14 protein-coding genes are annotated in these 13,780 nt (G+C 55.6%); 5 read left to right on the top strand and 9 right to left on the bottom strand.

What is annotated here, in order from left to right; all coding sequences use genetic code 11:
- Positions 1 to 21: 21 nt before the first annotated feature.
- From feoA to SBO83_RS13565, 3 genes are all read left to right on the top strand, one after another.
- Positions 22 to 246, top strand: a complete 225-nt coding sequence (gene feoA, locus SBO83_RS13575) for a ferrous iron transporter A (RefSeq protein ID WP_353503610.1) — start codon at positions 22 to 24, stop codon at positions 244 to 246.
- A gap of 72 nt (positions 247 to 318) precedes the next feature.
- Positions 319 to 2,634: a Fe(2+) transporter permease subunit FeoB gene (gene feoB / locus SBO83_RS13570; protein ID WP_396131871.1), complete on the top strand. Its 2,316-nt coding sequence runs from the start codon at positions 319 to 321 to the stop codon at positions 2,632 to 2,634.
- A gap of 9 nt (positions 2,635 to 2,643) precedes the next feature.
- Entirely contained in the window at positions 2,644 to 2,883 is a 240-nt protein-coding gene (locus SBO83_RS13565; protein WP_396131870.1) for a FeoC-like transcriptional regulator, read from the top strand.
- Here SBO83_RS13565 and SBO83_RS13560 read toward each other — a convergent pair.
- From SBO83_RS13560 to bioH, 3 genes are all read right to left on the bottom strand, one after another.
- Positions 2,880 to 3,500: a malonate decarboxylase holo-ACP synthase gene (locus SBO83_RS13560; RefSeq protein ID WP_396131869.1), complete on the bottom strand. Its 621-nt coding sequence runs from the start codon at positions 3,498 to 3,500 to the stop codon at positions 2,880 to 2,882. The two genes, SBO83_RS13565 and SBO83_RS13560, sit on opposite strands and share 4 nt — an antisense overlap.
- Positions 3,501 to 3,670: 170 nt before the next feature.
- A complete protein-coding gene (locus tag SBO83_RS13555) occupies positions 3,671 to 3,946 on the bottom strand; it encodes a YdgH/BhsA/McbA-like domain containing protein (RefSeq protein ID WP_034793855.1) in 276 nt (91 codons plus the stop codon).
- 230 nt (positions 3,947 to 4,176) lie between these two features.
- On the bottom strand, positions 4,177 to 4,947 hold the full coding sequence (bioH, locus tag SBO83_RS13550; RefSeq protein WP_396131868.1) for a pimeloyl-ACP methyl ester esterase BioH: 771 nt from the start codon (positions 4,945 to 4,947) through the stop codon (positions 4,177 to 4,179).
- A 44-nt stretch (positions 4,948 to 4,991) separates the two neighbouring features.
- Here bioH and gntX point away from each other — a divergent pair, with 44 nt between their 5' ends.
- Positions 4,992 to 5,681, top strand: a complete 690-nt coding sequence (gntX, locus tag SBO83_RS13545) for a DNA utilization protein GntX (RefSeq protein WP_396131867.1) — start codon at positions 4,992 to 4,994, stop codon at positions 5,679 to 5,681.
- Positions 5,682 to 5,740: 59 nt separating this feature from the next.
- Positions 5,741 to 6,316, top strand: coding sequence for a Fe-S biogenesis protein NfuA (gene nfuA / locus SBO83_RS13540; RefSeq protein ID WP_353503616.1), 576 nt, complete (start codon positions 5,741 to 5,743; stop codon positions 6,314 to 6,316).
- 57 nt (positions 6,317 to 6,373) lie between these two features.
- On the opposite strand, the gene malQ is transcribed toward nfuA, so the two are convergent.
- From malQ to ulaC, 6 genes are all read right to left on the bottom strand, one after another.
- Entirely contained in the window at positions 6,374 to 8,452 is a 2,079-nt protein-coding gene (malQ, locus tag SBO83_RS13535; RefSeq protein ID WP_396131866.1) for a 4-alpha-glucanotransferase, read from the bottom strand.
- A gap of 8 nt (positions 8,453 to 8,460) precedes the next feature.
- The gene (gene malP / locus SBO83_RS13530) at positions 8,461 to 10,881 is read right to left on the bottom strand and encodes a maltodextrin phosphorylase (RefSeq protein ID WP_396131865.1); all 2,421 of its coding nucleotides are present in this window, start codon (positions 10,879 to 10,881) and stop codon (positions 8,461 to 8,463) included.
- A gap of 182 nt (positions 10,882 to 11,063) precedes the next feature.
- Positions 11,064 to 11,753: an L-ribulose-5-phosphate 4-epimerase gene (locus SBO83_RS13525; RefSeq protein ID WP_396131864.1), complete on the bottom strand. Its 690-nt coding sequence runs from the start codon at positions 11,751 to 11,753 to the stop codon at positions 11,064 to 11,066.
- Positions 11,747 to 12,610, bottom strand: a complete 864-nt coding sequence (locus SBO83_RS13520; protein ID WP_396131863.1) for an L-ribulose-5-phosphate 3-epimerase — start codon at positions 12,608 to 12,610, stop codon at positions 11,747 to 11,749. Before SBO83_RS13520 ends, SBO83_RS13525 begins: the two co-directional genes overlap by 7 nt.
- 10 nt (positions 12,611 to 12,620) lie before the next feature.
- Positions 12,621 to 13,277, bottom strand: a complete 657-nt coding sequence (locus SBO83_RS13515; RefSeq protein WP_034793873.1) for a 3-keto-L-gulonate-6-phosphate decarboxylase UlaD — start codon at positions 13,275 to 13,277, stop codon at positions 12,621 to 12,623.
- Positions 13,278 to 13,295: 18 nt separating this feature from the next.
- Positions 13,296 to 13,778 carry a PTS ascorbate transporter subunit IIA gene (gene ulaC / locus SBO83_RS13510; protein ID WP_396131862.1) on the bottom strand — a complete coding sequence of 161 codons (483 nt, stop codon included), beginning with the start codon at positions 13,776 to 13,778 and terminating at the stop codon, positions 13,296 to 13,298.
- Between the last annotated feature and the right edge of the window lie 2 nt (positions 13,779 to 13,780).

Here is a 13,780-nt window from a genome sequence, read left to right as displayed (position 1 = left end):
CTGAACGCTTCGCGAGGACCTATGCAACTACTCTCTCAACGTGCTTATAAAATTACCGGCTTTTCACATGAAATCAGCCCGGCTTATCGGCAGAAACTGCTGTCACTGGGCATGCTGCCCGGCTCTCTGTTCAATATTATCCGCGTAGCGCCCATGGGTGATCCGGTACAAATCGAAACCCGTCGCACCAGTCTGGTGGTGCGCAAAAAAGACCTCGACCTGTTAAAGCTGGAAATTCAGGCCTGATGATTTTTTCAGCGCGGGCTCGCTTTTATTTAATGCCCGCGCCGCTCTCTTCCCTCACGTAGAAATCAACGTATGAAAGCACTGACTATTGGCTTAATTGGTAATCCGAACTCCGGTAAAACCACCCTTTTCAACCAATTAACTGGCGCACGTCAACGCGTGGGGAATTGGGCAGGCGTCACCGTCGAGCGCAAAGAAGGCCAGTTCTCCACGGCCGGGCATCAGGTTACTCTGGTTGATCTGCCAGGCACCTATTCGCTCACCACCATCTCCGAGCAAACCTCGCTCGACGAGCAAATTGCCTGTCACTACATTCTCAGCGGCGACGCCGACCTGATCGTAAACGTGGTGGATGCCTCGAATCTGGAACGCAATCTCTACTTAACGCTGCAACTGCTGGAGCTTGGCATTCCCTGCATTGTGGCGCTGAACATGCTGGATATTGCCCAGACCCAGAACATCACTATTGATATTTCTGCTCTGGAAAAACGGCTGGGTTGCCCGGTCATTGCGCTGATTTCCACCCGCGCCAGCGGCATCAGCGAGTTGAAAAAATGCATTGATAGCCGCCCTGCCGCCTCTGATCTCTCTCGGGTGATTTACCCGCCGGTTTTACAGCAGGAAGTGGACGCCATGGCCGACGCCATGCCCGACACTCTGCCATTACAACAGCGCCGCTGGCTGGCCTTGCAGATGCTGGAAGGCGACATTTATAGCCAGACTCACGCCCCGCAAGCCTCCGCGCTATTGCCCGCCGTGCGCCAAAGACTGGTCAGCCAGCAGCATGAAGACCCGGCGCTGCTAATCGCCGATGCGCGCTATCAGAGCATCGTCAATCTGTGCGAGGCGGTAAGTAATTCACACCTGACCGCGCCGAATCGCATGACGCAACTTCTCGACCGGGTGATCCTCAACCGTTTCCTCGGCGTACCGATTTTCCTGCTGGTGATGTACCTGATGTTCCTGCTGGCGATTAACATCGGTGGCGCGCTGCAGCCGATTTTCGATATCGGCTCGGCGGCTGTCTTCATTCAGGGCATGCAGTGGGTTGGCTTCATCCTGCACTTCCCGCAGTGGCTGACGATTTTCCTCGCGCAGGGGATTGGCGGCGGTATCAACACCGTGCTGCCCCTGGTGCCACAAATTGGCATGATGTACCTGTTCCTCTCCTTCCTCGAAGACTCCGGCTACATGGCGCGAGCCGCGTTCGTGATGGACCGACTGATGCAGGCCTTGGGGCTGCCGGGCAAATCCTTCGTGCCGCTGATCGTCGGCTTCGGCTGCAATGTGCCTTCGATTATGGGCGCGCGCACCTTGGACGCGCCGCGCGAAAGGCTGATGACCGTCATGATGGCGCCGTTTATGTCCTGCGGCGCGCGTCTGGCGATTTTCGCCGTGTTCTCCGCCGCGTTCTTTGGCCAGAGCGGCGCCTCCGTGGTGTTCTCGCTCTATCTGCTCGGCATTGTGGTCGCCATCCTCACCGGCCTGGTGCTGAAATACACCATCATGCGCGGTGAAGCTTCTCCCTTCGTGATGGAACTGCCGGTTTACCACATTCCGCATCTGAAAAGCCTGCTGCTGCAAACCTGGCAGCGCCTGAAAGGTTTTGTGCTGCGCGCGGGTAAAGTCATTGTTATCGCAAGTATTTGTATCGGCGCGCTGAACAGTTTCTCCTTTAGCGGCAAGGCGGTGGACAACATTAATGACTCGGCGCTGGCCAGCGTCAGTAAAGTGCTAACCCCGCTGCTGAAACCAATGGGCGTTCATGAAGATAACTGGCAGGCGACGGTTGGGTTAGTTACCGGCGCGATGGCGAAGGAAGTGGTGGTGGGCACGCTCAACACCTTATATACCGCCGAGCACATCACCACGCAGGAGTTTGATGCCGCCAACTTCAACCTGTTGGATGAATTGAACGGCGCGGTGCACGAAACCTGGCAGGGCCTGAAAGATACCTTCAGCCTGAGCGTACTGTCGAACCCGATTGAAGCCAGCAAGGGCGACGGCGAAATGGCTGCCACCTCGATGGGCGTGATGAGCAGTAAATTCGGCACGGCGATTTCAGCTTACAGCTACCTGATCTTCGTGCTGCTGTATGTGCCTTGTGTGTCGGTCATGGGGGCCATCGCCCGCGAAACCAGCCGTGGATGGATGGCCTTCTCCATCGCCTGGGGGCTGAACGTGGCCTATTCGCTGGCAACCCTGTTCTTCCAGACCGCCACCTTTAACCAGCATCCGGCCAGCAGTCTGGGCATCATTCTTACTGTGATTGCTTTCAATGCGCTGGTGTTAGTGGCACTGCGCAAAATGCGCAGCCGCGTGACCGTCACGCTGAAACCGCGCAACGTCGCCGCCTGCTGCCAGCCGGCAGTTAACGATTGCCATTAAGGAGTTGAGATGACTTCTCTGATAGCCGTTCGCGATAACGTCGCACTGGCCGGAATAGCCGATGCGCGCCAGCTGAGCCTGCAACTGAAAGCGCCGCAGCCGCTGGTGCAGGCGATGCTCGACAAACTGGTAGCGATGAGAAAGCTGGAGGCCGTTGAACCTGATAACAGCTGCCTCAGCGGCAGCTGCAAAAGTTGTGCAGACGGCAAAAAATGTCTGACCGTCAGCTACCGGCTGATCCCCTCTTAACTCAGCGATTGCCACGGATCGCGGACTTGCACCAAGCCCGCGTCCGTTTCTAATTCCACCTCGCCGCCCTGCAACCACTCACTAAGCGCAAAGCCGCCCTGTGGCGTCACGATTTGTACATCGGTGCGGCACGGCAGCTGCTGCAAAGTGTTGCTCAACTCACGGAACGCCTCTGGCGATACCGGCTGGTCACAGCGGATCAGCAAGTCAAGATTGCTGTCGGCGTGCATCGCCGGAATATCACTGGCCATAGTGTAGGCGCAGCTGCCGATCACACCCCATGTCCACGGCCATTTCAGGCTGGCGAAGGTGATCAGCGACTGCATTGGAGGCAGGGAAATAAAGCGTGAATGCAGTAATGACACCGGATTGGCGACCAGCGATTCCGGCGTCACGGTACGCACGATGGAGGAAGGTGCCACCCAGGCCATCGCCCTCTGAGTGCGCGTCATACCACGAATTCCCACGGCGATTGCGCCATCAGCACGCTGCCCGCGACGCACCACCAGCGGCAGATGCGTCCGCCAGTGGCTTACCCACTCGGGCAAGGCTTGATCACTTTCCAGCGCCGAACGGTCGGCAATCCAAATCAGGTCATGGGCACGCGGCAAACTCATCGTTTAGCTTCCTTATTATTCAAAGCAACAAAAACCCCACTGCAATAAAGGGTAGTCAGCTAATGATACACAACCCGCCCGCGAACTTAACCTGAAGAATGCGCCATAAAAAAGGGCGCCCTTGGGCACCCTTCTCGTGAAGACCGTAAAACTTATTTGCCGTTAAAAACTTATTTGTCTTTAAAGACTTCAGCCGTTGCGCTGATTTTCTTCTTCTCTTGACCACCGATGATCACGAAGTATTTGCCGCCTTTCTCATCAGCCTGCTTGGACAGCTCTTCGCGCGCGTCCATTGGTGCAGTGTATTCGTTGCTGGTCGTGATGGTGCCCAGGCTAACCAAACCTTTCTCTTGTGCCACTTCTTTGGTGATCAACTCTGCCGCCATTGCGCTGGTTGAGAATACGCCTGCCAGAACGACTGCTGCCATAATTTTATAAGATTTCATGAAGTTACCTCTAAGAGTGATTATTTTGATAAAGCTCCCATGACAATACCGACGATGAAACCCGCGCTGGCGTAACCTTCCTGGCCTGACACCAAAATTCCCCAGAAACGCGGCGTGATGTCACCGAGCCATAGGCTGGCCCGACAATCACTGTTCGGTATTATCTGCCTAAGTATTAGTCACGCCCAAAAAATATCCAGTAGAAATGTATAAAATATTTACATGAAATTTCAATGTGTGACAGCGAACTGCTTTATCTGCTCACAAAAGGCTTCTGGATGAGAAATAAAAGGCGCATGGGCCGATTTTTCAATGATATGCGACTCGCTTTCCGGCCACAGGGCATCCAATAACGGCACAATTTTGCGCGGCACCAGCCCGTCAAGCGCGCCATAAATTCGTAGCATCGGCACGCTGAGTTGGCACATAGCCTGACGCAAATCCACCTGACGCAAAATCTCTAATCCACCATTTAGCACCTCTACCGACGGCATCGGCTGGCCCAGCACAACCGACTTCAACATGCGGGCATCCTGACGGGCGCTGTCGCTGCCCAGCGTTTGCAGGGCCAGAAAACGCTCCACCGTGCGCTGGAAATCCTCACTCAGCTGGTGCTGGAAACCGTGCAGCACTTCAGACTTAATCCCCGGCCACTCGTCGTGGGCGGCAAAACAGGGGGAAGAGGCCACGGTGATCAGCTTTTCGACGCGCGCTGGCGCACTGAGGGCAATCTGGCTGGCGACCAGCCCGCCCAGCGACCAGCCTAGCCACACGGCTTTTTCTGGCGCGGCGGCCAGCACGGTGTCGGCCATCTCCTCAATACTCATTGCCCCAAAACTTTCACTGCGGCCATAGCCCGGCAGGTCCACCAGGTGCAGCCGAAAATGCGGCGCGAGTCGCTCGGCGGTGTAACGCCAGACTTCCGCATTCAGCCCCCATCCATGAAGCAGCACAAGATCGAGATCGCCTTCACCAAAGGTCTGCCAGTAGAGCTTATTCATAGGGTAATGTCCGTTGGGTTTCGAAATCCACTGAGGGAAAAGTGATGTTAAGGATAACAATTCAGGCGCAGTGCTGGCTATGCCAACAGCCGCTGCATCTTGCGCGGCACGGCATCTGTAGCGTCTGCGTCAAATATCTCCCCGTGCCGCCGCCCTGCTGCCCGCGCTGCGGCCTATCCAGCAGTCACCCCAAGCTCAACTGCGGGCGCTGCCTGCGCAAGCCGCCGCCGTGGGACGCCTTGGTGCAAGTGAGTGACTATATTGCGCCACTCAGCGGCTTAGTGATGCGTTTGAAATTCGCCAAACAACCCGAGCTGGCCATGCCGCTCGCCAGGCTGCTGCTGTTTCGCTGGCTGGCGCGGTTTCGGGCCGGCGAGTTGGTTCGCCCGGATATTTTGCTCAGCGTGCCTTTGCATCGCCGACGCTACTTTGGACGTGGCTATAACCAGAGCGAATTGCTGGCCGCGCCGCTGGCTCACTGGTTGCAATGCCAATTTCACCCCTATGCTTTGCAGCGAATTCGCGCCACGCCGCCGCAGCAACGGCTTTCCGAATCAGCACGAAAAATGAATCTACGCCGAGCCTTTATTTGCCGCGAAAACTTCCACGGCAAGCATGTTGCGCTGCTTGATGATGTTGTTACAACGGGGAGCACATTATGTGAAATCAGTAAGTTACTGAGAAATCAGGGGATTGCCTCGCTACAGATTTGGTGCGTTTGTCGCACCTTGTAGTCGGCTAAGTAAAGGGCGTATTATAACCAACTGGAGTAGTCAACTATTGAGCCAATGTTATGATTCTTATTACCGATGCTGCCCAAGCGCACTTTGCCAAACTGTTGGCAAGCCAAGAAGAAGGCACCCAGATCCGCGTATTCGTGATCAACCCCGGTACGCCGACCGCGGAGTGCGGTGTGTCCTACTGCCCACCTGACGCGGTGGAAGCAACGGATACTGAATTGAAATTCGAAAAGCTGTCCGCTTACATCGACGAGCTGAGCAAGCCTTATCTGGCTGATGCTGAAATCGACTTTGTTACCGACCAGCTTGGCTCACAGCTCACGCTGAAAGCCCCTAACGCGAAAATGCGTAAAGTTTCTGACGACGCGCCGCTGATGGAACGCGTTGAATATCAACTGCAATCTCGTATCAACCCACAGCTTGCCAGCCACGGCGGCCGCGTCTCTCTGATGGAAATCACCGATGACGGCATCGCGGTTCTGCAATTCGGCGGCGGCTGTAACGGCTGTTCAATGATTGATGTCACCCTGAAAGACGGCATCGAGAAAGAACTGCTGGAAAACTTCCCAGAGCTGAAAGGCGTTCGTGACCTGACCGAACACCAGCGCGGCGAGCACTCGTTCTACTAATAGAACAGCTTGCCAAGGCTAGAAAACAGAAGGGTTCAGCTAAGCTGAACCCTTTTTTCATGCCCTTTTGCGTCTTCGGTCCAAATCCTTTATCAGCCGATTGACCCACTCGTCGCTAAACATCTCCTCGAGACTGTGAGTCAGTTTGCGCTGCCAGTTGGGGTATTCCGTATTGGTGCCCGGCACGTTGACCGGCGTCGCCATGTCCAGCCAATCTTCAGGTTGCAGGCCCAGTAAGGCGCTGGCGCTGCCCGCCAGGTATCGCTGCAACCCGCGATTTAAGGCTGGGGTCATCGACATCCGGCTGGCCTGTTTTCCGACGCTTTTCGCTACGCAGCCCTGACGATGCAGCGCATCCAGCAGGTTCTGCTTATTGGTTTCCCGCTCGGCGCGCAGCCGCGCCAGCACGCTGGCATCCGGGTAAATCCCCAGCTTCTCACCGAGCGTGAGATCGCCCCCTTCCCAATAGCCGCGCAGAGTCGGTAAATCATGCGTGGTTATCGTGGCCATCGCCTGCGTGATGTACTCTCCCGGCGCGCGATAAGCGCCGTTTTTCTCCTGCTCGAAATAGAGCACTTTGTAGGAGTAAACGCCGCTGTCGCGCAGGCTGGCGACAATCTCTTGCGGCACGATACCCAAATCTTCGCCAATCACCATGCACCGGTGGCGCTGGCTTTCTAAGGCCAGTACGCCGAGCAGGTCTTGCAGGGGATAACGCACATAAGCCCCTTTCGCCGCATGTTCGTGGGCGGGGATCCACCACAGCCGCAGCAGCCCCATCACGTGATCGATGCGCAGCGCGCCGCACTGCGACATATTGGCGCGCAGTAAATCGATAAATGGCTGATAGGCGCGATCTTGCATTACGTGGGGATCTATCGGCGGAAGCCCCCAGTTCTGCCCCTGCGGCCCGAGCAGGTCCGGCGGCGCGCCGACCGTCGCCCGTAAACAGTAGAGGTTGGGGTCAGACCAGGTTTCAGCCCCGCCCTCGGCCACGCCAACGGCCAAATCGCGGTATAAACCAATGGGCATCCCCAGCTCAACGCTGGTTTCATAACAGTCAGAAAATTGCTCGTGGGCTAACCATTGCAGCCATAAATAGAACTCCACTTCCTCGGCGTAGCGCTCGCGAAAAGCCACCACGTCGGGGCTGTTAATGTCGCGATAGGTTTCCGGCCACACCGGCCAGCCCCACAGGCCCGAGTCCAAATCTCGCAGATGAATATGCAGGGCGTCGAAAACAGCAAGCTGATACAGACTCTCGCCGCCCAAATGAACAAAACTGCGAAAGTCACGCTTGCGCTGACTGGCCTCCGGCGTGTCGACAAAGGTCTTCCACGCCAGTTTTAGCCCGTCAAATTTCAGCTTCATCACTTGCGCATAGTCGACATATTCCCGGCTGCGCGCCTGATGCAGTGCATCGCGGGTTTCCGGTTCTCTCCACCAGCTCTGGGCTTCTTCGCTTTCAATAAATTCAGGCACTTGGCTAACATCAATATAAGTGACGTTCAGCCAGCGCCGCGACGATGGGCTGTAGGGGCTGGCGCTAAGCGGGTTGGCCGGATAGAGCGCATGAATCGGGTTGAGGCCAATAAATGCCCCGCCGCGCTGGGCGACCTGCTCTAGCATCTGCTTGAGGTCGCCGAAATCCCCCACGCCCCAGTTCTTCTCTGACCTGAGGGTGTAAAGCTGCACGGTCGCCCCCCACAGCTTCTCACCCTTGAGTAAGGCCTGCGGCTCGTAACAGCGGCGCGGCGCAATAATGATGCGGCAGCTCCACTGTTTGTTGCCGTGGCTGAGGGTTAGCTGGTGATACCCCGTCGGCAGGTTGTTCGGCAAGCTTAGCGGCTGCTTGGCGACACGCTCCCCGGAGGAAACATCGCCATTTTCCAAGGTTAGCTGCCAGTGCAAATCTAACGAATATTGCGGTGCTAACTCCACCGGCTGGTGCTCATGAAACACCAGCACGGCGGGCAGTGGCGACGCCGAGCCAAGATCCGGCTCGGCGCGTCCCATAGCGGAGAGCAGCGCCTGCTTAGTTTCATCAGAAACTGACTGCACCTCATCCTGCATATTCATAAAACTGTCTAAAATTCCTGCCTGCTGCGCAGCGTGTTCGAGTTGCTTGCCCTCCATTCCTGCTCCTACCGTTTAGCCTGCCAGATGCGTTGCTGATAATCGTGAATCGAGCGGTCGGCGCTAAACATGCCGACGCGAGCCGTGTTGAGAATAGCGCGGCGGGTCCACTCGTCGGCGTCGCGGTAAAGCGCATCGACGTTTTTCTGTGCCTCGCAATAGGCAGCAAAATCGGCCAGCACCAGATAAGGGTCGCCGCCGTCTTTGAAGCTATTGAGCATCAAATCAAAGGCATGTTTGTCCCCCTTGGTGAAGAATCCGTTGGCGAGTTCATCCAGAATGGTTTTGAGATGTTTATCCTTTTTCACCACGCTCTGTGGTTTGTAGCCTTTCTTTTGCAGCGCCTTAACGCCATCAACGTCCAGACCAAAGATAAAGATATTCTCATCCCCCACCTGCTCGGCAATCTCCACGTTGGCCCCGTCCAGCGTGCCGATCGTCAGCGCGCCGTTGAGCGCCAGCTTCATGTTGCCGGTGCCCGACGCCTCTTTACCGGCGGTGGAAATCTGCTCTGAGACATCGGCGGCCGGGATCATCAACTCCGCCACCGACACAGAATAGTCAGGGATGAACACCACTTTCAGGCGATCGCCAACGATCGGATCGTTGTTGATCGCCTCGGCAACCTGATTGATGGCATAGATGATGTTTTTCGCCAAATAGTAGCCGGGAGCGGCTTTCGCGCCAAACAGGAAGACGCGGGGGACGATATCCAGTTTTGGATTCTCGCGAATTTGCTTATACAGCGACAAGATGTGCAGCAGATTCAGATGCTGGCGTTTGTACTCATGCAGGCGCTTAATCTGCACGTCAAAGATGGCGTTCGGATTGAGTTTGATCCCCAGCCGCTGCCAGACGTACTCGGCAAGACGCACTTTATTGTCATGCTTTATCTTGCGGTACTCTTTGCAGAATTTTTTGTCTTTTACGCCGCTTTCCAGCTGCTTTAGCAAGCTGAGATCGGTCACCCACGCGTCCGTCTCAAGACGCTTATCGATCAGCGCCGAAAGCGCCGGATTACACTGTTTAATCCAGCGGCGCGGCGTGATGCCGTTGGTGACATTGTGGAATTTTTCCGGCCATAGCTGGTGATACTCGGGGAACAGGTCTTTCACCACTAAATCAGAATGCAGCGCGGCGACGCCGTTGACGGCGAACCCCGCCACTACGCACAGATTCGCCATGCGCACCTGCTTGTCATGATGAACCGCCAGTTTCGCCCACACTTCTTCATCGCCCGGCCACTGTTTATTAACCACTTTTTTAAAGTTGGCGTTGATCTGTTTGATGATCTGGAAGTGTCGCGGCAGCAGGCTGCGCACCAGCTTTTCATCCCAGGTTTCTAACGCTTCTGGCATCAGAGTGTGGTTGGTATAGGCAAAGGTGCGGCTGGTGATGTGCCAGGCATCATCCCAGCTAAGCTGGTGCTCATCGAGCAGCACCCGCAGCATTTCGGGGATAGCAATAGTTGGATGAGTGTCGTTAAGCTGAACCACCTCATAGTCCGGCAGTTCGGCAATTTTCCGCCCAAGGAAGTGGTGGCGGCGCAGAATATCGGCCACCGAGCAGGCGCACTGGAAATATTGCTGCATCAGGCGCAGGCGTTTGCCGGCCTGATGGTTGTCATTGGGGTACAGCACTTTGGTCAGTTTGGCGGCATCAATGCCCTGTTGCTCGGCTTTAAGAAACTCACCGTCGTTGAATTTTTCCAAATCAAAGGGGTGCGGGTGGGTGGCTTCCCACAGGCGCAGCGGCTGGGTGACGCCGTTGCGATAGCCAATCACCGGCAAGTCCCAGGCTTCGCCACGCAGGGTAAACTCCGGCTCCCAGCGGCTAACGCCGGCATCGTTCTTGACGATTTTCCCGCCGATACCCACGCTGACGGCCAGCGAACTGTTGTGGCGGAACCACGGATATTGGTTGCGATGCCAGTCGTCCGGCGACTCTTTCTGCTGCCCTTCGACAAAGCGTTGGCGGAACAAACCATATTGATAGTTCAGCCCATAGCCAATCGCAGGCTGACCAACCGAAGCCATGGCGTCGAGGTAGCAAGCGGCCAGTCGCCCCAAGCCCCCGTTGCCCAGAGCAGGGTCAATTTCCTCTTCCAGCAAGTCGCTGAGATTAATATCAAACTGCTTCAGCACGTCAGCGACGGTGTCGAACCAACCCAGGTTAATCAGGTTGTTCCCCGTCAAACGGCCCACCAGAAACTCCATGGAAATGTAGTTCACATGGCGAGTGATCTTCTGGCGCTTTTTGCTAGCTGGGACGGTGTCGTTTTGGGGGGGAAGCTGTTCGGCGACGGCGGCGCTAACGGCATGCCACCATTGATGTAAAGTCATGTCCTTGGCGGAAGTGAGCCCGAAGGCTTGCCATTGGCGGGTTAGCGCCGCCAAAAAAACGTCCTGCTTGAGAGTGGGCTTGGTCATAAGGCAGCTCTTTCCTTTTCGTTACGCTAGGGGAGAAGAAGTCTGTTCTGCATGAAAGCGAAATCTGTGATCTGGGATCAACTATAGGTATAAACCCAATAAGGCAAAAAAGCTCATCGCACGTGGGCGATAAGCTTAGGGATTTGTTGGTAAATATTACGGCCCGAAGAGATTTGGTAGCCTTATTTCTGGCCGTAATAAGCTTCAGGACCGTGTTTGCGAGTGAAATGCTTGTTCAAAAGATAGTCATCCATCGGCGGTAATTGCCGGTTCAGAGTACCGGTTATCCACGCCATTTTTGCCACTTCTTCCAGCACCACCGCATTATGCACTGCCATTTCAGGGGTAGTTCCCCAACAGAATGGGCCATGCTGTGACACCAGAATGCCCGGCATGTGCAAGGGGTCAGCATCTCCCAGCGTTTCAGCAATCACATGGCCCGTTTCCAGTTCATATTCGCCCTTCACTTCGGTCCTACTCAGCGGCCGGGTGCAGGGAATAGCACCCGCGAAGTAGTCGGCATGGGTGGTGCCCAACGCTGGGATCGGCGCGTTGGCCTGCGCCCATGACGTCGCATAGGTCGAGTGTGTGTGAACAATGCCGCCCAGCTCGGGGTAACGGGCATAGAGCGCCAAATGGGTTGCCGTGTCAGAAGAGGGTTTCAGATGCCCTTCGACTACGTCGCCCAACATATTAACCACCACCATATCGTCGGCGCTCATCACCTCATACTCTACGCCGCTGGGTTTGATAACCATCAGGCCAGAGGTCCGATCGATGCCACTCACATTGCCCCAGGTAAAGGTGACTAAACCCCGCGCAGGCAGCGCCATATTGGCTTCGAAAACCTGTCTTTTCAGTTGCTCTAACATACAGTGGCCTCCACTTTTAGTCCGGCTTTGTGCATTTTATCCACCACCCATGCGCGGGCTTCGCGCACCTCTTTGACTGGGTCAGCAGCGGTTTCACTCCACATTTCAATCAAATAGGGACCGCAATAGCCCGTGTCGAGCAGCGTTTTAAAGCAGCGTTCGAACTCCACCACTCCTTGGCCAAAAGGCACATTTTTAAACACGCCCTGCTGGGTATCTTTGACATGTACCGCCACGATATGCCCTGCGCCACTCGCCAGTTCCATTTGCACGTCGTTATCCCATGCTGATAAGTTGCCGATGTCTGGATAGAGCTGGAACCACGGGTTATTGAGGTAATGGGCATAGCCCAAAGCTTTGCTGATGGAGTTCATCAGCGGGTAATCCATGATTTCCATCGCCAGCGTGACCTGCGCACGACTTGCCATCTCAACGGCTTCCTTCAGACCGGCGCGAAAACGCTCACGCGTATGGTCATTGGCATCTTGGTAATAGACGTCATAGCCCGCAAGCTGAATAACCCGAATACCAAGGTCTTGCGCCAGCACGATGGCTTTGCGCATGACCTCTAGCCCCTGCGCGCGGGTGGCATCATCTTCAGACCCAAGAGGAAAGCGGCGATGCGCACTGAGGCACATGGAGGGAATACGAACACCGGTACGGGCAACGGCATCCACCACCGCCATCCGCTGTTCGCGGCTCCAGTCCAGCCGCGCCAATCGGTGATCGCTTTCATCGACCGACATTTCGACGAAATCAAAGCCCAGCTCTTTAGCCATTTGCAGGCGCGCGAACCAGTCTTCCCCCGCAGGCAGGGCCTTTTCATAAATACCGAGTGGAACGGCTTTGTGCATCATTGCGCTGTCCTTAGCCCCAAAGCTGGCTGATTGATTTTTTGAACTGGCGAGCGGCTTCTACCGGGTCTTTCGCATCACGAATACTGCGACCAGCGATAAAGACGTGCACCGGGATATCTTTAAACAGCGGCAGATCTTCCAGCGCCAGACCACCGGTGATGGTGACTTTAAAGCCCATGCTGGACAGGCGTTGAATTGCCGTAATATCGGCATCGCTCCAGGCTACGCCGGCGGCCTGTGCGTCGCGGCTGCGGTGATATACCACTTGCTGAATACCGGCAGCGCGCCACTCCTGAGCCTGTTCCCACGTCCAGTAGCCTGTCAATTCAATCTGCACATCGCCGCCAAACTCTTTAGCGACTTCCAGCGCGCCCTTGGTGGTGTTGATGTCAGCACAGCAGATAACCGTCACCCAATCGGCATTGGCTTCAAAGCACATGCGCGACAAAATTTTCCCTGCGTCAGCAATTTTGGCATCGGCTAAAACGATCTTTTCTGGATACAGTGCTTTTAAATCGCGGACGGCGCGAACCCCTTCCGCCACGCACAAAATGGTACCCACTTCGATAATGTCAACTTCATTAGCTATCAGGCGCGTGGTTTTGTAGGCGTCGTCCATCGACTGATTATCAAGCGCAACCTGCAACATCGGTAATGTTTTAGACATGCTATGTTCCCTTTACGTTTAGTCAGTCAACGCAGCGTCAGAAGCTGCTGAGGTTTTATCTATTAAATCCAGCACTTGCTGAGCCGTGGTACAGGCGCGCAAGCGATCAAAGTTCTCTTCATCTTCAAACAGGTTCACCACCTGCATGATGCCCACCTCTTGATGGGCATTGGCATCGACCGCCGCCAGGGTGATGAGGATGTCTACCGGGTCGTTATCTTCATGGTTGAAGACCAAAGGTTTTTTCAAAGTGACCAGCGCAAACCCCGTTTTGAGCACCCCCTCTTCCGGGCGGCCGTGTGGCATCGCCAGACCGGGAGCAATCACGAAATAAGGACCGAAGCGCTCGACGCCATCGAGGATCGCCTGGTAGTAGCGCGGTTCAACCACGCCCGCCGCTACCAGCATATCCACCCCGATTTTCACCGCCTCCTGCCAGGTTTCAGCCTCGGCATTCAGGCGAATAGAGTCATTTTCAGCCAGAGAATCGCGTAATTTCATGG

Origin of the sequence: Ewingella allii, assembly GCF_044430645.1 — a bacterium.
GTDB lineage: Bacteria > Pseudomonadota > Gammaproteobacteria > Enterobacterales > Enterobacteriaceae > Ewingella > Ewingella allii.
Note: the sequence above shows the minus strand (reverse complement) of the source record. Positions and strands in the feature narration are given on the sequence as shown.